The sequence below is a fragment of the Micromonospora sp. ANENR4 genome (genome assembly GCF_015354395.1).
GTDB lineage: Bacteria > Actinomycetota > Actinomycetes > Mycobacteriales > Micromonosporaceae > Micromonospora > Micromonospora aurantiaca.
Window position 1 is genome coordinate 20251 of record NZ_JADKYQ010000015.1, and the last position, 21938, is coordinate 42188.

The following is a 21938-nucleotide window of genomic DNA, read 5'->3' on the forward strand; positions in this document are numbered from 1 at the left end:
AAGAGGATCATCAGCAGGCAGCCGAGCCCGCCTCCGGCGGGACGGATCTCGGTGTTCCCGATACGCATGGCGTCAACTCCTCAGCGGTCACAGCTCGCGCAGCCGGGGCAGCAGCTCCTCCTGGGCCCAGTCGAGGAACATCGGCTGGGTGTCACCGCCCACCTGGACCAGCGCGACGTGGGTGAAGCCCGCGTCGACGAACTTCTTGAACGCCTCGACGTGCCGGTCCGTGTCCGGGCCGCAGGAGATGCCCTCGGCCACGTCCTCCTCGCGGACGAACTGGGTGGCCGCCTCGAACGACTCCGGGCCGGGCAGGTCGGCGTTGACCTTCCAGCCCAGGCCGAACCAGCGGAACTGGTCGTGCACGATCTTGCGGCACTCGTCCTCGTCCGGGCCGTAGCAGATGGCCACCTGACCGTAGCGGGGCCGGCCCGCGCCGCCCGCCTCCTCGTACATGTCGATCAGGTGGGACAGCGGGTCGGTGGCGATCATGGCGTCGGCGTACTCGGCGGCCAGCGTGGCCGACTGCCGCCCGGACGCGGCCACCGCCATCGGCACCGGCCGTTCCGGGCGGTCCCAGACGTACGCGTCCGGCACGTCGAAGTGGTTGCCGGAGAACGTCAGCGTCTCGCCGTTGAGCAGCGGCCGGATGATCTGCAGCGCCTCCTCGAACATCTCGTGCCGCTGCTGCACGTGCGGCCATCCGCCCACCACGTGCTCGTTGAGGTTCTCCCCGGCGCCGAGACCGAGCGTGAACCGCCCGTCCGAGAGCACCCCGATGGTGCTGGCCTTCTGCGCCACGACCGCCGGATGGTACCGCCGGATCGGGCAGGTCACGAACGACATCAGCTCGGCCCGGCTGGTGGCGTGGGCGACCGCGCCGAGCACCGACCAGGCGTACGGGGAGTGGCCCTGGGACTCCAGCCAGGGGTAGTAGTGGTCGGACATGACCAGATGGTCGAAGCCGGCGGCCTCGGCGCGTACGGCGTGGTCGACCAGTTCCTTCGGGCCGGCCTGCTCGCACATGAGGGTGTAACCGACGTTGACCATGACACGTCTCCTTCCCGGGCGGATCGTCCCCGGATACCCCGCCCCGCGCGGGTCAACCCTGCTGTCCGCTTCGCCGCCCGCGTCCGGTCGATTGTCTTAACCGGTTCAGCACGTGTGGCCGGTCAAACCCCGTCGCCCACCGGCGCGCTCCGCTTAACCGGTTGCCTAAAGTCTTCCATCGCCCTACGCTGATGCCTGCGTCCGTTCGGGAACCGGGCGGCGGCTACCGGGCTCAGTCGCCACCACCCTCTCACCGTCACCGCACCCCCGCTCGGGCGCGGGGGAGACCTTCCCCTGAGGACAGCCATGAAGAAACTGCTCTCCGTCGCGGGCGCCGCCCTGCTGACGGCCCTCGCCGCCGTCTTCGCCCTCGGGCAGCCGGCCCAAGCCGCCACCGGGTTCACCGTCTCCAACGGGCGGCTCTACGACGCCGGTGGCGTCGAGTTCGTGATGCGCGGCGTCAACCACGCGCACACCTGGTACCCGCAGCAGACCAGCTCCTTCGCCAACATCAAGGCGCTCGGCGCGAACACCGTCCGGGTGGTGCTGTCCAGCGGCGACCGCTGGACGAAGAACAGCGCCGCCGACGTGGCGAACGTGATCTCACTGTGCAAGGCCAACCGGATGATCTGCGTGCTGGAGGTGCACGACACCACCGGGTACGGCGAGGACGGCGCCGCCACCACGCTGGCGAAGGCCACCGACTACTGGCTGAGCATCGCCGACGTGCTCAAGGGCCAGGAGAAGTACGTCATCGTCAACATCGGCAACGAGCCGTTCGGCAACCAGGGCTACAGCGCCTGGACCACCGACACCTCGAACGCGATCAAGCGGCTGCGCGCCGCCGGCCTGACCCACACGATCATGGTGGACGCGCCGAACTGGGGCCAGGACTGGTCGTTCACCATGCGCGACAACGCCGGCACCGTGTTCGCCGCCGACCCCCAGCGCAACACCGTCTTCTCCATCCACATGTACGGCGTGTTCGACACCGCCGCCGAGATCAGCGACTACCTCGGCCGGTTCCGCACCGCCGGGCTGCCCATCGTGGTCGGCGAGTTCGGCTTCAACCACTCCGACGGCAACCCCGACGAGGACGCCATCATGGCGTACGCGCAGGCCAACGGCATCGGCTACCTCGGCTGGTCGTGGAGCGGCAACGGCGGCGGCGTGGAGTACCTCGACATGACCACCGCGTTCAACCCGGCCCAGCTCACCAGCTGGGGTCAGCGGATCTTCAACGGAGCCAACGGCATCGCCGCCACCTCCCGCGAGGCGTCGGTGTACGCGAGCACCACCCCGACCGTCAGCCCGACGGTCAGCCCCACCGTGAGCCCGACGACCAGCCCGACCGTCAGCCCGACCCCGCCGCCGCCCACCACGCCCCCGCCGGCCGGTGGCTGCACCGCCACCTACACCGTCGCGAACTCGTGGCAGGGCGGCTTCCAGGGCGAGGTCAAGGTGACCGCCGGAGCCGCCGCGATCACCGGCTGGACGGTGCGCTGGACGTTCGCCAACGGCCAGTCCGTCACCCAGGCGTGGAACGCGAGCGTCAGCAACAGCGGGTCGGCGTACACCGCCCGCAACGTCGACTACAACGGCCGCCTCGGCGCCGGCGCGAGCACCACGTTCGGCTTCATCGGCAGCTGGACCGGCACCAACTCCACCCCCGCGACTACCTGCACCGCGAGCTGACCCGCACCCCTAGTGGTTGATCAAGGAGTTTGTGTCCAGATCGGACCTCGACGGAGACGCAAACTCCTTGATCACCGGGGTGAGGCGGGGTGAGCCCCAGGGAGCGGTCAGGCCGTGACCACCTCCAAGAGGAGGGCCTGTTCGGGGTGCAGGGCGGGGAGCTGAACGCCGACAGTGCCCAGCACCGAACCGCTCACCGTGATGCCGTCGCCCGGCCAGGCCAGCCAGCCCGGCGGGGACAGCTCCAGCAGAGCCGGTTCCGGCACCCCGGCGGGCGGGCGCACGAGGTAGCGCCGCTGCGGGTCCAGCCCCGGCAGCCGTACCGCGCCCGGCACCTGCGCCGCGGAGGTGGCGAGCCGGCTGACCGCGTACACCGCATGGGAGCTGTCATGGGCGACCACGCCGTGGGCCTGCACGGCCGGGTCCGGGTGGTCGACCCGGACCACCCGGCCGGTGTGCAGCAGCGGGCGCAGCCGCTTGTGCAGCGCCACCCAGGCGGCGAGTTCGGCCCGTTCGCCGGCGTCGATCGCGCTGATGTCCCACTCGATGCCGTGGTGGCCGAACAGCGCGGTGACCGCCCGGAAGCTCAGGTCGTGCACGCGGTGCGTGGTGTGCGAGCGTTCCGGGCCGATGTGTGTGCCGATCAGTTCCGGCGGCAGCAGCAGGCCGGTCCAGCGCTGGATGGACAGCCGTTCCAGCGCGTCGTTGCAGTCGCTGGCCCAGACCCGGTCGGTGCGGCGCAGGATCTCCAGGTCGACCCGGGCGCCGCCGGAGGAGCAGCTCTCGATCTCGACGTCCGGGTGCCGGGCGCGCAGCTCGTCCAGCAGCCGGTAGACCGCGAGGGTCTGCGCGTGCACCCCCGGCCGTCCGGCGTGCCCGGCCTCGGTGAGGTCGCGGTTGTGGTCCCACTTCAGGTACGCGAGCCCGTCGTGCCCGCTCAGCACCGCGTCGAGCCGTTCGAGCAGGTACGCGTACGCGTCCGGGTGGGCCAGGTCGAGCACCTGCTGGTGCCGCCACGGTGGCGGCAGTCGGCCCGGCGCCTGGAGCACCCAGTCCGGGTGGGCGCGGAACAGGTCGGAGTCGGGGTTGACCATCTCCGGTTCGACCCACAGCCCGAACTGCATGCCGTGCCCGCGAACGTGGTCGATCAGCGGCTGCAACCCGTCCGGCCAGACCTCGCCGTCGACCCACCAGTCGCCGAGCCCGGCCTGGTCGTGCCGCCGGCCGCGGAACCAGCCGTCGTCGAGCACGAAGCGTTCCACCCCGACCTCGGCGGCCCGGTCGGCCAGTGTCCGCAGCCGGTCCAGGTCGTGGTCGAAGTAGACCGCCTCCCACACGTTCAGCGTCACCGGCCGGGGCGTGCGCGGGTGCGACGCGCGTGCTCGCAGGTGCGTGTGCAGCGCGTCGCTGAGCCCGTCCAGCCCGTCGGCCGAGTGGGCCGCGTAGAGCAGGGGAGTGGTGTACTCCTCGCCCGGCCCGAGCACTACTTCGCCGGGTGCGAGCAGCTCACCGCCGCCGAGCGTGGACTCACCGGTCGGGCGACGCTCGGCGGCCGTGACGTGGTCGCCGCTCCACGCGGTGTGCACGGCCCACACCTCGCCGTGCCGAAAGCCGAACCCGGCGGTGCCGGCGACCAGCAGCAGAGTGGCGTCGTGGCCGGTACGGCCGTGCCGTCCCTCGCGTACCCAGGCGCCCATCGGCCACGGGTGCCGCTGCGGGGCGCGTTCCCGGCACCAGCGGCCGGTCAGGTCGAGCAGTTCGGTGGCGACCGCCGGCACCGGCAGCACCGGCGTCAGCTCCCGGACCTCGTACCGGCCGTCGCCGTCGTTGCGCAGCCGGTGCCGCAGCGTCAGCACCCCCGCCGCATCCAGCGTGATCTCGACGGTCAGGCTCAACCCCGCGCCCGGGTCCGCCGCCCGCACCGTGACCCGCGCGGCGCCGGCCCCGTCGCGGTTGCGCTCCTCATCGGATACGCGCACCGCGTCCCCGCCTTCGGCCACGCCGCCCGGAGCGGGCATGCCCGCCGTGCCGCCAGGCGGGGACGGTGCATCGTGCACGTCGAGGCCGGTGAGGCGGAACGCCGTCGACCAGTCCCGGCCGTCGCGATGACCGGCGAGACCGGGCCGCCCGCTCCACCCGGCGCTCGCCTCGGGCAGCAGCGACAGCACAGTCGGCGCGTCGAAGCTGCTCGGCACCACCGGCGGCACCGTGGCGTCGACGACTGCGGGCAGGTCCTCGTCGGGCAGCGGGCCGAGGTCGGCGCCCCAGTGCACGACCCGGGGCAGCCCCGGGCCGCGGGCGTCGAGCACCAGGCTGGTCCGCGCGCGGCGCAGGTGGACGATCGTCATCCCTTGGAGGCTCCCAGCGTCAGACCCCGGACGAACTGCTTCTGGAGGAGGAAGAAGATCACCAGGGTGGGGATCGCGACCAGCACCGAGCCGGCCGAGACCAGGTTGTTGTCGGTGAAGAACTCGCCGCGCAGGTTGTTCAGCGAGCTGGTGACCGGGAACTTGTCGCCGGTCCGCATGAGGACAGTGGCCCAGAAGAACTCGTTGTAGATCCAGGTGACCTCGAGCGTGGCGAGGGCGGCGAGCGCCGGGCGGCACAGCGGCAGCGTCACCTGCCAGTACTGCCGCCACACGTTCGCCCCGTCGACCATCGCGGCCTCGTACAGCTCGTGCGGCAGCGCCTTCATGTAGTTGCTGAGCACGAACACGCAGAAGCCGCACTGGAACGCGACGTTTACCAGGATGAGTCCCCAGTAGCTGTCGTACAGCAGCTCCGAGTCGCTCATCCAGGCCGGCAGCGGGATCTCGGTGAACATCCGGAACAGCGGGATGAGCAGCGCCTGCTGCGGCAGCAGGTTCGCCGCGGTGAACAGGCCGAGCAGCGCGATGTTGAGCTTCCAGCTGAACCGGGCGATCACGAACGCCACGCACGAGGCGAGGAAGAGCGTGAGCAGCACCGCCGGGACGGTGATGTACGCGGAGTTGAGGAAGTGCTTGCCGAACTCGGCGGTACGCCAGGCGGTGACGTAGTTGTCGATCGTCCAGCCGCCGAGCGACACGTAGCCGTTGGCGGCGGTGTACTCGTAGGAGCGGAACGAGGTGAGCACCGCCCAGAGGATGGGGAACAGCCAGCCCACGGCGACCGCACCCAGGAACAGGTGCAGGACGACCCGGGCGGGTCGCACGGGGCGGCGGCGGCCGGCGGAGACGGCGGTCATCGCTTGTCCTCCCGCATCACGGTCCAGAGGTAGATGGTGATGAAGACCAGCGAGACGGCCAGCATGATGGTCGCCAGCGCGGAGCCGAAGCCGATCCGGCTCGCCTCGCCCACCACGTTCTGGGTGACCAGCGCGGAGATCAGTTCCAGCCCGTTGCGGCCCTTGTTGATGACCCAGACCAGGTCGAACGCGCGCAGCGACTCGATCACGGTCACCACCAGCACGATGATGTTGATCGGGCGCAGCACCGGGAAGACGACCCGGAAGAACGTGCTGGTCTCGGACGATCCGTCGACCGCGGCGGCCTCGCGCAGCGACGGGTCGACGCCCTTGAGGCCGGCCAGGTAGAGCAGCATGATGTAGCCGACGTGCCGCCAGCCGGCCGCCACCAGCACGGCCCAGATGTTGACGTTCGGGTCGCCGTACCAGTCGGTCTCGCCGCCGAACACGCCGTTGAGCAGCCCCTGGTCGCGGCTGTAGATGAGCTGCCAGACGAAGCCGATGAGCGCCAGCGACAGCACCACCGGCAGGTAGAGCGCGGTCTGGTAGAAGCGGCTGCCGCGGATCTCCTTGTCGAGCAGTACGGCGAGGAACATGCCGAACGGGGTGGCCACCACGAACAGCGCGGCCAGCCAGAGCAGGTTGTTCTGCACGGCGGGGACGAACGGCGGGTAGATGTTCACCACGTCGTCGTAGTTCTTGGCCCCGACCCACTCGATCTCGGAGATCGGGCCGATGCCGTCCCAGTTCGTGCCGGAGAGCAGCACCGTCGCCACCGCGGGCAGCCAGACCAGCCCGGCGACGAGCAGCAGGGGTACCAGCACCATGAGCGTGATGACCACGCGGTCGGTGCGGGACAGGAGCCGTAGCCGGCGACCGCGACCACCGTTCGTGGTGGTCGCGGCCGGCGGCGGCACGGCGCGATCCGCTTGGATCAGGGGCAGGTCGGACATGATGTCCTTCCCCCTTCCGCCGTCAGCTGGTGAAGATCGACTTCTTCTGGTTCTCGATGCTGGTGAGCAGCCCGCTGATGTCCTTCGGGTCCTTGATGAACTGCTGCAACGCCGGGATCATCACGGTGGAGGCGAAGTCCGGCCGGGTGTCGCGATCGAGGAACTGGGCGATCTCGGTGGCGGAGCCGACCAGCTCGGCCGCCTTCTTCTGCAGCGCGGTGTAGGCGCCGGTGTTCGCGCCGCTGTTGGCGACGAGCGTGCTCGGGTCGTTCTTCACAGTGATGTCCGCCGCCTCCTTGGAGCCCAGGTAGGTCAGCAGCTTCTCCGCCGCGTCCTTGGACTTCGGCTTGCGGGCCATCATGTAGCCGTCGATCGGGGCGTCCAGGGCCTTCGCGCCGATCGTGGAGTCGACCTCGGGGAAGGTGAAGAAGTCCAGGTCCTCCAGGTCCGCGCCGCTGAACTGCTGGCCGACGAACAGGCCGAGCAGGTACATGCCGCTCTTCTTCTGCTGCAGCGACTGGGCGGCCTCCTGCCAGGTGCGGCCGAGCGAGTCCGGCTGGTGCAGGGGGAGCAGCCCGGCCCAGGTGTCGAAGACCTTCTTCACCTTGTCGGAGGTCCACGCCTCCTTGCCGGCCATCAGGTCGATGTGGAACTGGTAGCCGTTGATCCGCAGGTTGAGGATGTCGAACGTGCCCATCGCGGGCCAGCCGTCCTTGTCCGCGAACGCGATCGGGTTCAGGCCGTCCTTCTTCATCTGCGCGCCGAGTGTGTTGAGGTCGTCCAGCGTCTTGGGCACCTCGTAGCCGCGCTGCTGCCACACCGACTTGCGGTAGAAGACGGCCCACGGGTAGTACGACGCCGGTACGAAGTACTGCTTGCCGTCGTCGCCTGTGGACGCCTTCTTGAACGCGTCGGAGTAGCCGTCGAGCTTGCCCCACACGTCGCTGAGGTCACCGGCCAGCCCCTTGGCGGCGAAGAACCGCATCCGGTAGCCGGCGAACCAGGTGAACACGTCGTCCGGCTTGCCCTGCAGGTAGTTGTTGATGTTCTCCTGGAACGTGTTGTGGTCGACCGTGTTGATGTCGACGGTCACGCCGGAGGACGTCTTGAAGCCGTCCATCACCTTGGCGACGACGTCCTTGGGCTTCGGGTCCGACTGGTTCGAGCCGAGCGAGACGCTCTTGGCGTCGCCGCCGGAACCGGAGTCGGAGTCGCCGCAGCCGGCGAGCAGCCCGGTGCCGAGCAGCGCCCCCGCGCCGGCCGCGCCGGCGAGCAGCGAGCGCCGGTTCAGGCCGGCGACGGACGGGGGTACGAGCCGGGCGAGGTATTCGGCTTGCGAGCGGGGACGGGACATGGTGCCTCCTGCGTGGAAGAGGTGCGCTGCGCTCATGGACCGTGATCGTTGGCGGTGAGCGGTGTTCGTGTCGGCAGTGGCAGATCCACCGAGAATCCACACGTCCGAACACAAACAGCCGGTGGCGCTTGAAGCTACCCCTTGGCGCGGCGCTGTCAAGAGGGCAAAAAGACGACGCTGTCAGCGGCAGGGCAGGGCAAAGAGCCGGTAAACGTTGGAACTTCAGTCGATGTTGGAAAGTGTTGACTTGGGTGCTGTTCGGGGGCAACCTCTGCTGTCATGCGGAACTGGCACGGCGAGGGCATCTGGTACGGCGCCGACTACAACCCGGAGCAGTGGCCCGAGCAGACGTGGGCCGAGGACGTCGACCTCATGCGACGCGCCGGGGTCAACCTGGTCTCGGTCGGCATCTTCTCCTGGGCCCTGCTCGAACCCACCCCGGGGCGGTACGTCTTCGACTGGCTGGACCGGGCGATCGACCTGCTGCACGACGGCGGCATCAGCGTCGACCTGGCCACCGCCACCGCCAGCCCACCACCGTGGCTGGCACACCGGCACCCGGAGACGCTGCCCCGCCGGGCCGACGGCACGGTGCTCTGGCCCGGCGGCCGGCAGGCGTACTGCCCCAGCTCGCCGGTGTTCCGGGACCACTCGCTCGCCCTGGTCGAGGCCGTCGCCCGGCGATACGCGCGGCACCCCGCGGTCGTGCTCTGGCACGTCTCCAACGAACTCGGCTGCCACAACGTGCACTGCTACTGCGACGTCAGCGCCGAGGCGTTCCGCGGCTGGCTGCGCGAGCGCTACGGCGACCTGGACTCGCTCAACGCCGCCTGGGGCACCGCGTTCTGGAGCCAGCGCTACCACGACTGGGCCGAGATCAATCCGCCGCGTACCGCGCCGACGTTCGCCAACCCGACCCAGCAGCTGGACTTCCTGCGGTTCTCCTCCGACGAGCAGCGCGCCCAGCTGCGCGCCGAGCGGGAGCTGCTGAACCGGCTCGTCCCGCAGCCGGTCACCACGAACTTCATGATCGGCACCGGCATCAAGTACCTGGACTACCACTCCTGGGCCTCCGACGTGGACGTGGTCGCCAACGACCACTACCTCACCGCCGCCGAGCCGCAGCCGCAGGTCGACCTGGCGCTGGCCGCCGACCACACCCGGGGCGTCGCCGGCGGTGCGCCGTGGCTGCTGATGGAGCACTCCACCAGCGCGGTCAACTGGCAGCCCCGCAACGTGGCGAAGACGCCCGGCCAGATGCGCCGCAACAGCCTCGCCCACGTCGCGCGCGGCGCCGACGGGGTGCTGTTCTTCCAGTGGCGGGCCTCCCGGGCCGGCGCGGAGAAGTTCCACTCCGCGCTGGTGCCGCACGCCGGGCCGGACACCAAGGTGTTCCGCGAGGTCTGCCGGCTCGGCGCCGACCTGCGCGCGCTCGCCGAGGTACGCGGCAGCCGCGTCGACGCCGACGTGGCGATCCTGTTCGACTACGAGGCCTGGTGGGGCGCCGAACTCGACTCCCACCCCAGCGTCGACGTCACCTACACCGACCGGCTGTCCGCGCTGCACGCCGCGCTCTGGCGGGCCGGGGTCACCGCCGACGTGGTGCACCCGTCGGCCGACCTGTCCCGCTACCGGCTCGTCCTGGCGCCCACGCTCTACCTCGTCCGCGACGCCGACGCCGACGCGCTGCGCCGGTTCGTGGAGGCGGGCGGCACGGCTGTGGTCACCTACTTCAGCGGCATCGTCGACGAGCACGACCACATCCGGCTCGGCGGCTATCCCGGCGCGTTCCGCGACCTGCTCGGCGTACGCGTCGAGGAGTTCTTCCCGCTGCGGGCCGGCGAGACGGTACGCCTCGACGACGGTGCCCGCGCCGACGTGTGGACCGAGTGGCTGCACGCCGAGGGCGCGGACGTGCTGGCCGCGTACACCGACGGGCCCCTGCCCGGCGTGCCGGCGCTGACCCGCAACGCCGTCGGCGCGGGCGCCGCCTGGTACGTCGGCACTCGCCTCGACGACGAGGCCACCGACCGGCTGGTGGCCCGGCTGCTCGACGAGACGGGTGTCCGTCCGCCGGTGGGCGCGCCGCCCGGGGTGGAGGTGGTCCGCCGTCGCTCGGCGGACCGGAGTTGGCTGTTCGTGGTCAACCACACCACCGAGCCGGCCCGGCTGGCGGTCACCGGCACCGAGCTGCTCGGCGGCGCCCGGTGCGACGGCGAGCTGGAGGTGCCGGCGGGTGAGGTGGCGGTGGTCCGCGAGGAGCCCGCGCCGGTGCCCGCGACCGCCTGACCGGTACGTGGCCGTTCGCGCCGAGGAGGTCCCCCATGCTCGCCCAGCAACGGCAGAGCGCCATCCTGGAGTTGATCCGCCAGAGCGGCGGCGTCCGGGTCAGTCACCTGGTCAGCCGCTTCGGTGTGTCCGACATGACGATCCGCCGCGACCTGGAGGTGCTGGCCGACCGCGGCCTGATCGACAAGGTGCACGGCGGCGCGACGCTGGCCGGACCGGGCTCCACCGAGGAGCCCGGCTTCGCCGCCAAGTCGGTACGCCAGCAGGCCGAGAAACGCGCCATCGTGGAGCGGGCCGCCGGCCTGGTCGAGCCCGGCATGGCGGTGGCGCTGTCCGCCGGCACCACCACCGCCGCGCTGGCCGCCCGGCTGGCCGAGGTACGCGGGCTGACTGTGGTCACCAACTCGATCCCGGTGGCCGACGCGCTCTACCAGAATCCCCGCGCCGACCAGACGGTGGTGCTGACCGGCGGCATCCGTACCCCGTCGGACGCGCTGACCGGCCCGGTCGCCGAGGCGGCCATCGCCGCCCTCAACGTCGACCTTCTCTTCCTCGGCGTGCACGGGATGAGCCCGCGTACCGGATTCACCACGCCCAACCTGCTGGAGGCGGCGGTGAACCGCCGGCTGATCGGGTCCGCACGGCGGCTGGTGGTGCTCGCCGACCACACCAAGTGGGAGACCATCGGCATCGCCACCATCGCGCCGCTGGAGGAGGCCGACGTACTGATCACCGACGGCGGCCTGCCGCCGGAGGCCCGCCGGCAGCTCGGCGAGCAGGTCGGCGAGCTGGTGGTGGTACGCGCCGACTGAGGCCACGGCGTGCCTCACAGCCACTTTTCAGCCGGGCCGTTTAGGGTGCCCTGACGAAGCGTCCGACGGTCCATGTCGGAGTGCCGTTCAGCGGGAGTGACCGATGGTCTTCAAGAAGATGTTGAGCGCGTTCGGCGTGGGTGGCCCGAGTGTCGACACGGTGCTCACCAACCCGAACACCCGGCCCGGGCTGACCCTGGACGGTCACGTCAACCTGGTCGGCGGCGACAGCCCGGCGCGGATCGAGCAGATCAACCTCGGCCTGGTCACCCGCGTCGAGATCGAGGGTGGCGACCACGAGTACGCGGGCGTGATGGAGTTCCACCGGATGCCGGTCAGCGGCGCCTTCGAGCTGGCCCCCAAGCAGCAGCTCTCCATCCCGTTCCAGATGCCGGTGCCGTGGGAGACCCCGATCACCGACGTGTACGGCCAGCGCCTGCACGGCATGACGATGGGCCTGCGCACCGAGCTGGCGGTGGCCCGCGCCGTCGACAAGTCGGACCTGGACCAGGTGTCGGTGCACCCGCTGCCGATCCACGAGCGGATCCTGGAGGCGTGCCAGGCGCTCGGCTTCCGGTTCAAGCACGCCGACCTGGAGCGCGGCCACATCTACGGCGTGCCGCAGACGCTGCCGTTCTACCAGGAGATCGAGTTCTTCGCCGCGCCGCAGTACGCGCAGACGGTCACCGAGGTCGAGCTGACGTTCGTGACCAGCCAGCAGGGCGTCGAGGTGATCCTGGAGTGCGACAAGCGCGGCGGCTTCCTCAGCCCCGGGCACGACGTCATCGGCCGCTACTCGGTCCCGCACACGGACGCCACCCGTACCGACTGGGTGCAGGTCGTCGACGGCTGGCTGCGGGAGACCACCGGCCGTTACGGCAGCATGCGGGCCCAGGGCTTCGGCATGCCGCACGGCGGCCACGGCTACCCGGGTCACCACGGCTATGCCGGCCACGGGCGGCGCGGCCCGGGCATGGGCGGCGTGGTCGCGGGCGCCGCGCTGGGTGTCGCCGGCGGCATGATCGCCGGGGAGATGCTCGACGACGCGTTCGACGGCGGCGGCGACGACTTCGGGGACTTCGGCGAGGAGTGAGCGGACGCGACGACGCCCCCGGGACGGATCCCGGGGGCGTCGCCGTTCGCGCGGCGTACGGTCAACGTCCGCGGCGCTCCTTGCCGGAACGGCGCGCGCTGCCCGCCTTCGACAGGCCACGGCTGACCAGGTACGCGCCGGTCAGCGCGGTCAGGTACCACCACGCCTGGTTCGGGTTGTTGATGTTCAGGCCGTTGGTGGCGGCGCCTCGCCAGAACGCGGCGATCACGACGACCGCGACCGCTGCGGCGTACACCCAGAACTCGGTGGTCAGGAACGCCTGCTTCGTCTCCGTACCCGGGGACGGCATGTTCTCCCGGTGACCGTCGTGCATCGACGGCATGTGCCGGGTCGACGTGTCCTGCATGCTCGACCGGTTCTGGACGTCGGACATCGGCCGGTTCATCGGCCTGGTGGATGCAGCCTGCGTGCTCATCTGGTCCTCCTCAGGATTTGATGAGTCGTACCTGCACACCCTCGCCCCGCTACCGCAGGTCGGCCACGGCGCGGTTCGCGCTCTGTGGCGGGGGCACCCTGGGTCTACCCGGGGCCGGAGACAAGGTAACCGCCGGTCACCGTCGAATGGCCGCCGCGCTCGGCTCGCGGCCGGAACCGGACACCGGGGCGCACACCGGTCCTCCCGCCGCCGCTTCCGGTTTCAGCCACCCGCCCTCGGGCACGCACCACCGATACCCCGAGAGAGCTGCGAGGTGGTTGACGTGCGTGAGGACGACATGCGGCAGGACGCCGCCCGGCGGGCCGAGCAGCGGGTCGCCGGAGGCGTGTACGGCGAGGGCGCGCTGGACGAGGTCAACGTGCCGCAGACCGACGTGGAGCGGGTGCGGCAGGAACTCGACCCGGACGACCCGGCGGACGTACCCGTCGACCCGACGGTGCTGCGCGACGGCGGACCGACCCGGGGTCAGGGCGCGGTGACCACGACCGGCGGTACGGCGGGGCCGGCGAGTGTGCGCCGGGTGGCCCGCCAGCCCGAGAAGCACCCGGGCAAGGTGGCGCCCACGACGACCGGTGACGCCGGTACGGGTGGCCTGAGCACCCCGGCCGGCGGTTCCACGAGCGACAACTCGGCCACCGGTGCCCAGGTTGGCAACTTCACCAACAACCGCTCCAACCCGGGCTGACCGAGGCAGGGACGGCGGGACGGCCTCCGGCCGCCCCCACCATGCGCACCCCTGACTGCGCCACTTCGCCGAAGTGGCGCAGTCAGGGCGGCCATGTTGTGGCAACTTCCCCGATGTGGCGCACGCGACCACCACTCCGGCGCTGGCGTGTTCGCCGCACCCGATCCCGCCCTCTCTGGCCATGTGCTTTCCCCGGCTGGCGCTGGCGACGTCCCGCCACTTCGGGGAAGTGGTGTGGTGAGGGTGGCCGTGATGTAGCAACTTCCCCGATCTGGCGAACGGGCCGCAACTCCATGATCGCGGAGCGGAGCGACGGCGGAGAGGGGGCGGAGAGGGGGCGCAGCGGGACTTGAGGCAGCACGTGCTCGACCCCGTTGACCATGAAGTTGACGGCCGATTTGGAGATCCACATCGCCGCCAACTTCATGATCAACGGGGTGGGAGGGTGGGAGGGGGTGGGGGTTACGGGGTGCGGAGGATGCCCAGGCGCTGGGTGGCTCTTGTGAGGGCCACGTAGAGGTCGCTGTGGCCCCTCGGGGACTCGGAGACGATGCGGGCCGGGTCGACCACCAGCACCGAGTCGAACTCCAGGCCCTTTGCCTGCTCGGTGGTCAGCACCACGATCCGGTTCGCCAGCTCCGGCTGCTCGCCCACTGTCGCCTCCGGCAGTGCCGTCACCACCGCGCCGCCCAGCTCGGCCACCCGGCCGGTCGGCACCAGCACGCCGAGCCGCCCGTCACCGAGCGACGCGGCCTCCCGGGCGGTGGCCTCGACCAGCTCCGCCACCAGCCGGTCCGCCGGTACGGTCCGGTCCCACGGCGGTACGCCGGTGGCGCGTACCGAGCGGGGTGGCCGCAGCGCCGGGTCGATAGCGGCCAGCACGTCGGCGGCGACCGCCATGATCTCGGCCGGGGTGCGGTAGCTGACCGTCAGCTCCTCCAGCCGCCACCGGTCCGCCACGTACGGCGCCAGCGCCTCGCCCCACGACGGCGTGCCCGCGAGCGCGCCGGTCTGCGCCACGTCACCGACGATCGTCATCGACCGGCTCGGGCAGCGGCGCATCAGCAGCCGCCACGCCATCGGCGACAGCTCCTGCGCCTCGTCCACGATGACGTGCCCGAACGCCCAGGTACGGTCGGCGGCGGCGCGCTGGGCGGTGGTGAGCCGGTCGGACTCCTCCTGCCGCTCGGAGAGCCGGTCGGCGTCGATCAGGTCGGTGACGCCGAGGATCTCACCGCCGTCTGCCTCGTCCTCCACGTCGATGGAGCGGGAGCCGCGCCAGATCTCCAGCACACCCTCGGCGTACTCGCGTTCCAGCGCCCGGATCCGCTCCCGGCGCGCCACCGCGGCGCGCTCGTCCTCGCCGAGCAGCTCGGCGGCCTCGTCCAGCAGCGGCACGTCGGCGGGCGTCCAGCCGCCCGGCTCGCGGTGCAGCGCGGCCCGCTCGGTATCGGTGAGCATCGGCGCGGCGGTGGCGATCCGCTCCGGCGAGGCGTACAGGTCGGCGAGCAGGCGCTGCGGGGTCAGCACCGGCCACAGCTCGTCCAGCGCGGCCCGGATCTCCGGCTCCTCGCGCAGCTCGCGGCGGATCTCCGCGCGGTCGGCCTCGGAGAGCAGGTTCTCCCCGCCCAGCGGGTCGGCGCCGATCCGCTCGGCCACCTGGTCGGCGAGCGCGTGCACGATCTCCACGTCGAACAGGGCCCGGGCCAGGTTGTGCGGGCGGCCGGTGCGGCGTACCCGGTCGCGGGCCTGCCGCACGGTCTCCGGGTCGAGCGTCAGCACCTCCCGTTGCGGCAGCTCGATGGTGACCGGCTCGTCGGGCACCCACTGCCGGTCGCGGACGGCGGCGGCGAGCACGTCGGCCAGCACCGCGCGGCCCTTGAGCGCCGCGGTGGTGGCCGGCTCCGCGCGGCGGGCGTGTACGCCGGGGAACAGGTCGGCCTGGGTACGCAGCAGCACGCCGGTCTCGGCCAGCGTGGGCAGCACCTGGGAGATGTAGCGCAGGAACGTGGCGTTCGGGCCGACCAGCAGCACGCCCCGGGTGGAGAGCTGCTGGCGGTGGGTGTAGAGCAGGTACGCGGCCCGGTGCAGCGCCACCGCCGTCTTGCCGGTGCCGGGCCCGCCCTGCACCACCATCACGCCGGGCAGGTCGGCGCGGATGATCCGGTCCTGCTCGGCCTGGATGGTCTCGACGATGTCGCGCATCCGGCCGGTACGCCCGGCGTTGAGCGCGGCGAGCAGCGACGCCTCGCCGGTCAGCTCCTCGTGCGCGGTGGGGGAGGCGGCGGTGATGTCCAGCACCTCGTCGTTGAGCCCGGTCACCTTGCGGTCGCGGGTGCGCAGATGGCGCCGGCGGCGTACGCCCTGCGGGTTGGCGGCGGTGGCCAGGTAGAACGGCCGGGCGGCGGGGGCGCGCCAGTCCATCAGCAGCGGGTCGTACTCGCCGGACGAGTCGAAGATCCCGATCCGGCCGATGTAGCGGACCGCGCCGTCGTCGCCGTCGAGGCGGCCGAAGCACAGGCCGCTCTCCACCGCGGAGAACTGCTCGACCTGGTCGGCGTACATCGCCACTGTCGAGTCGCGCTGCGAGCGGGCCTGCTGCGTGCCACCGGTGTGGCGCAACTCCTCGTCGAGCCGCCGGGCGGCCTGTTCCCGCATGCCGTCCAGCCGGTCGTACAGCATCGAGACGTATTCCTGTTCCCGGCCGATCTCGTCGTCCTGGCGCAGGTCAGCCGACACGTCGGAGTGCGTTGACAATCCGGCTCCTCATTGACTAAAATTGCCGCAGGAATGGCATTCAGAAGCCATTCCTTTTTTGTGCCTGAACTGAGAAAGATAGCGCGTCGGCAGCCACCCGACCAAGCCCGGACACGACTCGGGGCCCGGCCGGCGTCAGCCGACCGAGCCCCGGGCACGGCGATTCTCAGCCCTTTGCCGCCTCGTAGAGCCGCTCCGGCGCGACCAGACCGGCGATCACCCGGCCGTCGTCTGTGAGCAGCACGCTGAACAGCTTGCCGCTGAGCAGCCGGCCGCTGCCCCAGTCGCCGCTGACCTTCGGCAGGTCACCGAGCACGCCGGCCAGCATCTGGGCGTCCGGCGCGTCCGCGCCGGGCTTCGCACCGCCGCCGGTCGCCGCGTCGCCGATCTTGGCGACCACCACCGTGGTCCAGCCGGTGCCGACGGTACGGACGTCCGGCTTCTCGGCGTCCTTCTTCTCGAACCGCTTGCCCGCCGGTCCGGGCCGCTCGCCCTCGGTCGCCTCGGTGACCTTCACGCCGGGCGGCGGGTTGAACCGGAACTGGTCGGCCTCCGGCGTGCGGAAGTCGACCTGGGTGAACGCCACCTGGAACGCCGGCTCGTCCTGCCCGTCGGCGAGCACCTGCAGGCGCAGCGGCACGTGCTCCTTCGCGTCCAGCGCGATCCGGACCTGGTGGACCAGGGACACCTTGTCGCGCGGCGTGAGCACCAGCTCGTACGCGTCCCGCCCGGCGACTGTGGCGGTGCGGCCGACGGTGACCGCAGTGGTCGGGTCGATCGCCTCCAGCGCCCGGTCCGCGGCGTCGGCCGGGGTGGCCGGCACGGTGGCCCGCTCCGGCGCGTCGGCCGGCAACTTCCGGTGCGTGGCGGTGTTCTCCCGGCTGTTCCAGGTCCAGACGTCGCGGCCGTTGCGCAGGATGTCCTGCTCGCCGAGCGTGTCGACGAGCGCGAGCCGCTGCCGGTCCTCGCCGCCGTACCAGACGCGCAGCGTGTGCGTACCGGAGACCAGGCCGGCCAGGTCGTTGCCGGTGGCCTGGCCGGCGAGCGCGGCGATCGGCGGCAGGCCCAGGTCGGCGCGCTGCACCACGGTGCCGGAGAGCCCGTCCAGGCGGGACGTGCGCAGGTCTTCCAGGAGCTGGGCGGCGCTGCGCGGCGGCAGCGCCGGGTCGGCGCCGGCGGCGAACGTGCCGACGGCGGCGCCACCGCCGATCACGGCGACCCCCGCGGTCACCGGGACCAGCCAGCGCAGCACGGCGCGGTTCTTCATCACTGACATAGTGTGCACCTCCTGCGCTCCATGCTGCGCGACCGTCGCTGTGACCACGCTGAGGAGATCCCCTACGGGTGAGCCCGTGGTGGCACCCTGGACCGGTGCGGTTGCTGGTGGTGGAGGACGAGACGCGGCTCGCGGCGGCGCTGCGCCGGGGCCTGTCGGCGGAGGGTTTCGTGGTCGACGTGGCGGCTACCGGCCCGGACGGGCTGGACGCTGCCCGGCACGGCGAGTACGACGCGATGATCCTCGACGTGATGCTGCCCGGCCTGTCCGGCTACGAGGTGGTGCGTCGGCTGCGCGCCGAGCAGCGCTGGCTGCCGGTGCTGATGCTGTCGGCCAAGGACGGGGAGTACGACCAGGCCGACGGCCTGGACTGCGGCGCCGACGACTACCTGACCAAGCCCTTCTCGTACGTGGTGCTGCTGGCCCGCCTGCGGGCGCTGCTGCGCCGTGGCGCGCCCCGGCGGCCGGCCGTGCTCACCGTCGGCGACCTGCGCCTGGACCCGGCCCGCCGCCGGGTCACCCGGGCCGACGTCGAGGTGGTGCTGACCAGCCGGGAGTACGCGCTGCTGGACTACCTGATGCGCCGCCCCGGCGAGGTGGTCTCCAAGACCGAGCTGCTGGACCACGTCTGGGACGCCTCTGTCGAAACCGCGCCGAACGCGGTGGAGGTCTACGTCGGCTACCTGCGGCGCAAGATCGGCCGGGAGCGGCTGGAGACGGTACGCGGCGCCGGTTACCGGCTGGCCACATGAGCCGGTGGATACGCGGCCCGCTGCCGCGCCTGGGCCTGCGCGCCCGGCTGCTCGCGCTGGGCGTGCTGGGCCTCGTGGTCGGGTTCGCGTTCGGCGGGGCGCTGCTGCTCGGCGCGCTGGGCTGGACGCTGCAACGCTCGGTCGACGAGGAGGCGCTGCGCACCGCCGACGCGGTCGCGTTGCTGACCGCCGAGGACGCGCTGCCGGACCCGCTGCCTGTCGCGGGCGGGCAGTTGCGGGTGCAGGTGGTCGACGCGCAGGGCCGGATCCGGGCCGCTTCGATCGACGCGGACCGCCTGGTGCCGATGCTGGGCCCGGACGAGCTGCGTCCCGGGCAGCGGCAGCGGCTGGTGGTGGACGGGCGGCGCGCCGGGATGCCCGGCCCGGTCCGGGTGGTCACGGTGCCGGCCGGCACGCCGCAGGAGCCGCGGACGGTGCTCGTCGCCAAGTCGCTCACCGACGTGCGGCACAGCCTGCACGTGGTCCGCAACCTGCTGCTCGTCGGCTTCCCGCTGCTGGTGGCGGGGCTCGGCGTGGTGGCCTGGCGGGTGGTGGGCGCGACGCTCCGGCCGGTCGAGCAGTTGCGCAGCGGCGCCGCCGAGATCACCGGCCGGGCCGGGGCGGAGCGGCTTCCCGTACCGGCGGGGCAGGACGAGATCCACCGGCTCGCGGTCACGCTCAACGACATGCTGGACCGGCTGGCCGCGTCCCGGGACCGGCAGCGGGCGTTCGTCGCCGACGCCGCGCACGAGCTGCGCAGCCCGCTGACGAACATGCGTACCGAGCTGGAGGTGGCCCGGCGTCTCGGCGACGACACGGACTGGCCGGCGGTCGCCGACGACCTGCTCGCCGACACCGAGCGGCTGAGCCGCCTGGTGGACGACCTGTTGCTGCTTGCCCGCCTCGACGAGCAGGACGCCCGGCCGTCCCCGGTGGGCCCGGTGGAGCTGGGGGAGCTGTTGCGTACGGTGGCCGCCCGCTATCCGTCGCCGCCGCTGCGCCTGACGCCGCCCGACGCGCCCCGGTGGGTCGAGGGCGACGCGGGGGAGCTGCGCCGGGTGCTGGTGAACCTGGTGGACAACGCGCTGCGGCACGCGTACACCGGTGTCGATCTGGCGGTGAGCGGGCCGGACGGTGCGTACCACCTGATCACGGTGACCGACGACGGTCCGGGCATCCCGGCGGCGGACCGGGAGCGGGTGTTCGCCCGGTTCACCCGGCTCGACGACGCGCGGGCCCGCGACGCGGGCGGCGCCGGTCTGGGCCTGGCCATCGTGCGCGAGCTGGTGCGCCGGGCCGGCGGCACGGTGGAACTCGCCGACGCGACGCCCGGCGCCGCCGCGCCGGGGCTGCGCGCGACGGTACGGCTGCCCGTGCTGGCCGAGCCCGAGCCGGAGTGAGCGGTCATCGGCGTTTCGTGCAGACCGGCCCGGTGCGGGCGACGCTGTCGGTGGACCAGACCAGCGCCACTGTGAAGCAGTAGTCGGTGGTGCGGTCGAGCCCGTAGGCGATGTAGTCGGCCGACCCGGCGGGCAGCGTCGCGAACGTGCCCTGCGGCTGCCCGGCCCGGCCCCCGGCGACCACCACCGGTCCTTCCGCGCCGGCCGGGTACGTCCAGCTCAGCACGATGCTGTCGCGCCGGTCGGTGAGGGTGAGCCGTCCGGGCGGCGTGCCGGGCTCGGCGGCGGCGGGGGTGGACGGCGCGGGAGCGGCGGAGGTCGCCGGCGGCGCGCTGGAGGCCGGCGGCGGGGTGCCGCGGCCGTCGTCGACCCGGGACACGCCGGCGATCACCGCGATGGTGCCGAGCAGCAGCGCCACCGCCACGCCGAGCACCACGAGCGGCAGCCAGGGACGGGCGCGCCGCTCGGCCGCGGGTGGCCGGGGCACGTGCACCGGCAGGTAGCGCGACGGCGGCTCGGGCGGTGGCGGCGGCACGCGGCGTACCCCGTCGGGCTGGTCGTCGGCGAGCCCGACCACAGTGGGCGGCAGCGGGTCCGCGCCCGGTCGCCACGGTTGCTCGGCCGGCTCGTCGGGCGGCCACGGGTAGTCGTCGAACGCGTCGCCGTCGGCCTCCGGCGCGGTACGCGGTGTCGGCACGTGCGCTGTCTCGGCGGCCCGGCCGGGCGGGTGGTAGAGCGGCGTCTCGACCGGCTCGTCGAGCGCGGGCGGGCTGTAGGGCGGCAGGTCGTGCGGGCCCTCGGTGGCCGGGGGAACCCGGGCGGCGGGCACCACGGGCGTGGTCCGGGCGGGCGGCGGCTCGGGCGGCGGAGCGGCGGGCGCGGGGCAGACGTGGTCCGGGTCGGCGGCGGCGCGGGCCAGCCCGGCCACCTGGGCGGCGAGTGGGTCGTCGAAGTCCAGGTGCAGGCGGCACAGCTCCTCGGCGAGCGTCAGGTGCTCGTGCGAGTCGGCGTACCGGCCGCAGTCGCGTTCCATCGCGCCGAGCTTCGCCAGCATCTTGATGCCGCTGGGGTGGCCGTCGCCGTACACCTCCCGGTGCAGCTCCCAGGCGTCCTGCAACCGGTCGCGGGCCACCTCGCACTGGCCGCGCGCGTACTCCACGGTGGCCAGATCGGCGTGCGCGGCGAGCACCTGCTGCGACTCCGGGCCGTTGCGGGCGGTCAGCTCGATGATGACGTCGGAGTAGAGCCGGGCGGCCCGGGCGTCGCTGCCGACCCGGTGCAGCACCGCGGCGAGCGTCGCGGCGGCGGTGACGGTGCGCTCGTCGGAGCGGCCGTACAGCCGGGTGGCGGCCGCGTACGCGAACGCGGCCCAGCCGCGGGCGGAGTGCGGCTCGCCGAGCGCGACGAGCACCTTGGCCTGGAGCCCGGCCGCCTCGGCCAGCTCGGGGGAGGCGTTGCCGGGTCGGGGATCGGCGTCGCTGAGCGCGTCGGCGAGCAGCCGGTGCGCGCCGTCGAGGTCGCCTTCGGACACCAGATGGTGCGCCTGGACGGTCAGGTCAGCGAAGCCGGAGGACACGCCCCATCGTGCTCGTCCGGCGACGGTATGTACAAGACCCGGAGTGGATCAGTTTGGTCCCGAATCCGTCAGGTGGTCGGCGAGCGTCTCGCTGATCCGCCGGAGCTGGTCGACCTGGGCCGGGCTGAGCGCGTCGAACAGGTGCCGGCGTACCCCCTCGACGTGGCCGGGCGCGGCGGCGGCCAGGGTGGCGAAGCCCTCGTCGGTGAGCACGGCGACCTGCCCGCGCCGGTCGGTGGGGCAGCCCTCCCGGCGGATCCACCCGGACGCCTCCAGCCGCGCGGCGGCGTGCGAGAGCCGGCTGCGCGACGAGCCGGTCAGCTCGGCCAGCTCGCTCATCCGCAGCCGCCGGTCGGGGGCCTCGGAGAGGCGGACCAGGATTTCGTAGTACGCGTGCGGCATGCCCGCGTCGCGTTGCAGCTCGCGGTCGAGCGTCTCCATGAGCCCTCGGGAGGCGGTCAGGAAGGCCCGCCAGGTCCGCTGCTCGTCGGGGTCCAGCCACCGGGTCATGGCGCCCATCATACCGTCGATAGTTGAACGCTCAACAAAACCGGGGTACGGTC

17 protein-coding genes are annotated in these 21938 nt (G+C 72.3%); 7 read left to right on the forward strand and 10 right to left on the reverse strand.

From position 1 onward, the window contains the following. Positions 1 to 87: 87 nt before the first annotated feature. Positions 88 to 1050, reverse strand: a complete 963-nt coding sequence (locus tag IRY44_RS24585) for a TIGR03557 family F420-dependent LLM class oxidoreductase (protein WP_121683197.1) — start codon at positions 1048 to 1050, stop codon at positions 88 to 90. Positions 1051 to 1356: 306 nt separating this feature from the next. On the opposite strand from IRY44_RS24585, the gene IRY44_RS24590 reads away from it, so the two are divergent. Beyond that, on the forward strand, positions 1357 to 2745 hold the full coding sequence (locus IRY44_RS24590; RefSeq protein WP_194802584.1) for a cellulase family glycosylhydrolase: 1389 nt from the start codon (positions 1357 to 1359) through the stop codon (positions 2743 to 2745). A 107-nt stretch (positions 2746 to 2852) separates the two neighbouring features. Here IRY44_RS24590 and IRY44_RS24595 read toward each other — a convergent pair whose 3' ends face one another. From IRY44_RS24595 to IRY44_RS24610, 4 genes are read right to left on the reverse strand one after another with little or no spacing between them, the layout of a single operon-like run. Continuing rightward, positions 2853 to 5093, reverse strand: a complete 2241-nt coding sequence (locus IRY44_RS24595; protein WP_194802585.1) for an alpha-galactosidase — start codon at positions 5091 to 5093, stop codon at positions 2853 to 2855. Continuing rightward, positions 5090 to 5971 carry a carbohydrate ABC transporter permease gene (locus IRY44_RS24600; protein ID WP_194802586.1) on the reverse strand — a complete coding sequence of 294 codons (882 nt, stop codon included), beginning with the start codon at positions 5969 to 5971 and terminating at the stop codon, positions 5090 to 5092. Before IRY44_RS24600 ends, IRY44_RS24595 begins: the two co-directional genes overlap by 4 nt. Further along, positions 5968 to 6924: a carbohydrate ABC transporter permease gene (locus tag IRY44_RS24605; protein WP_194802587.1), complete on the reverse strand. Its 957-nt coding sequence runs from the start codon at positions 6922 to 6924 to the stop codon at positions 5968 to 5970. Before IRY44_RS24605 ends, IRY44_RS24600 begins: the two co-directional genes overlap by 4 nt. Positions 6925 to 6946: 22 nt before the next feature. Continuing rightward, positions 6947 to 8314, reverse strand: coding sequence for an ABC transporter substrate-binding protein (locus IRY44_RS24610; RefSeq protein ID WP_228532741.1), 1368 nt, complete (start codon positions 8312 to 8314; stop codon positions 6947 to 6949). A 243-nt stretch (positions 8315 to 8557) separates the two neighbouring features. Between IRY44_RS24610 and IRY44_RS24615 the strand changes: the two genes are divergently transcribed. The 3 genes from IRY44_RS24615 (at position 8558) to IRY44_RS24625 (ending at position 12472) form a co-directional block, all read left to right on the forward strand. After that, positions 8558 to 10567, forward strand: a complete 2010-nt coding sequence (locus IRY44_RS24615; RefSeq protein WP_194802588.1) for a beta-galactosidase — start codon at positions 8558 to 8560, stop codon at positions 10565 to 10567. 35 nt (positions 10568 to 10602) lie between these two features. Then, positions 10603 to 11379 carry a DeoR/GlpR family DNA-binding transcription regulator gene (locus tag IRY44_RS24620; RefSeq protein WP_194802589.1) on the forward strand — a complete coding sequence of 259 codons (777 nt, stop codon included), beginning with the start codon at positions 10603 to 10605 and terminating at the stop codon, positions 11377 to 11379. A gap of 103 nt (positions 11380 to 11482) precedes the next feature. Continuing rightward, on the forward strand, positions 11483 to 12472 hold the full coding sequence (locus IRY44_RS24625; protein ID WP_194802590.1) for a sporulation protein: 990 nt from the start codon (positions 11483 to 11485) through the stop codon (positions 12470 to 12472). Between the two features lie 61 nt (positions 12473 to 12533). Here the strand turns inward: IRY44_RS24625 and IRY44_RS24630 are convergent, their stop codons facing one another. Beyond that, positions 12534 to 12908, reverse strand: coding sequence for a hypothetical protein (locus IRY44_RS24630; protein ID WP_036343163.1), 375 nt, complete (start codon positions 12906 to 12908; stop codon positions 12534 to 12536). 283 nt (positions 12909 to 13191) lie between these two features. Between IRY44_RS24630 and IRY44_RS24635 the strand changes: the two genes are divergently transcribed. Further along, positions 13192 to 13614 carry a hypothetical protein gene (locus tag IRY44_RS24635; protein ID WP_194802591.1) on the forward strand — a complete coding sequence of 141 codons (423 nt, stop codon included), beginning with the start codon at positions 13192 to 13194 and terminating at the stop codon, positions 13612 to 13614. 462 nt (positions 13615 to 14076) lie between these two features. Here the strand turns inward: IRY44_RS24635 and IRY44_RS24640 are convergent, their stop codons facing one another. Both IRY44_RS24640 and IRY44_RS24645 read right to left on the reverse strand, forming a co-directional pair. Then, a complete protein-coding gene (locus IRY44_RS24640; RefSeq protein ID WP_228532760.1) occupies positions 14077 to 16296 on the reverse strand; it encodes an AAA family ATPase in 2220 nt (739 codons plus the stop codon). Between the two features lie 241 nt (positions 16297 to 16537). Further along, a complete protein-coding gene (locus tag IRY44_RS24645; protein WP_194802593.1) occupies positions 16538 to 17647 on the reverse strand; it encodes a sigma-E factor regulatory protein RseB domain-containing protein in 1110 nt (369 codons plus the stop codon). A gap of 95 nt (positions 17648 to 17742) precedes the next feature. On the opposite strand from IRY44_RS24645, the gene IRY44_RS24650 reads away from it, so the two are divergent. Both IRY44_RS24650 and IRY44_RS24655 read left to right on the forward strand, forming a co-directional pair. Further along, a complete protein-coding gene (locus tag IRY44_RS24650) occupies positions 17743 to 18399 on the forward strand; it encodes a response regulator transcription factor (RefSeq protein WP_194802594.1) in 657 nt (218 codons plus the stop codon). Continuing rightward, a complete protein-coding gene (locus IRY44_RS24655; protein WP_194802595.1) occupies positions 18396 to 19799 on the forward strand; it encodes a cell wall metabolism sensor histidine kinase WalK in 1404 nt (467 codons plus the stop codon). Before IRY44_RS24650 ends, IRY44_RS24655 begins: the two co-directional genes overlap by 4 nt. Before the next feature lie 4 nt (positions 19800 to 19803). Here IRY44_RS24655 and IRY44_RS24660 read toward each other — a convergent pair whose 3' ends face one another. Then, positions 19804 to 21375, reverse strand: a complete 1572-nt coding sequence (locus IRY44_RS24660; RefSeq protein ID WP_194802596.1) for a tetratricopeptide repeat protein — start codon at positions 21373 to 21375, stop codon at positions 19804 to 19806. A gap of 48 nt (positions 21376 to 21423) precedes the next feature. Next, a complete protein-coding gene (locus tag IRY44_RS24665; protein WP_194802597.1) occupies positions 21424 to 21894 on the reverse strand; it encodes a MarR family winged helix-turn-helix transcriptional regulator in 471 nt (156 codons plus the stop codon). Positions 21895 to 21938: the final 44 nt, after the last annotated feature.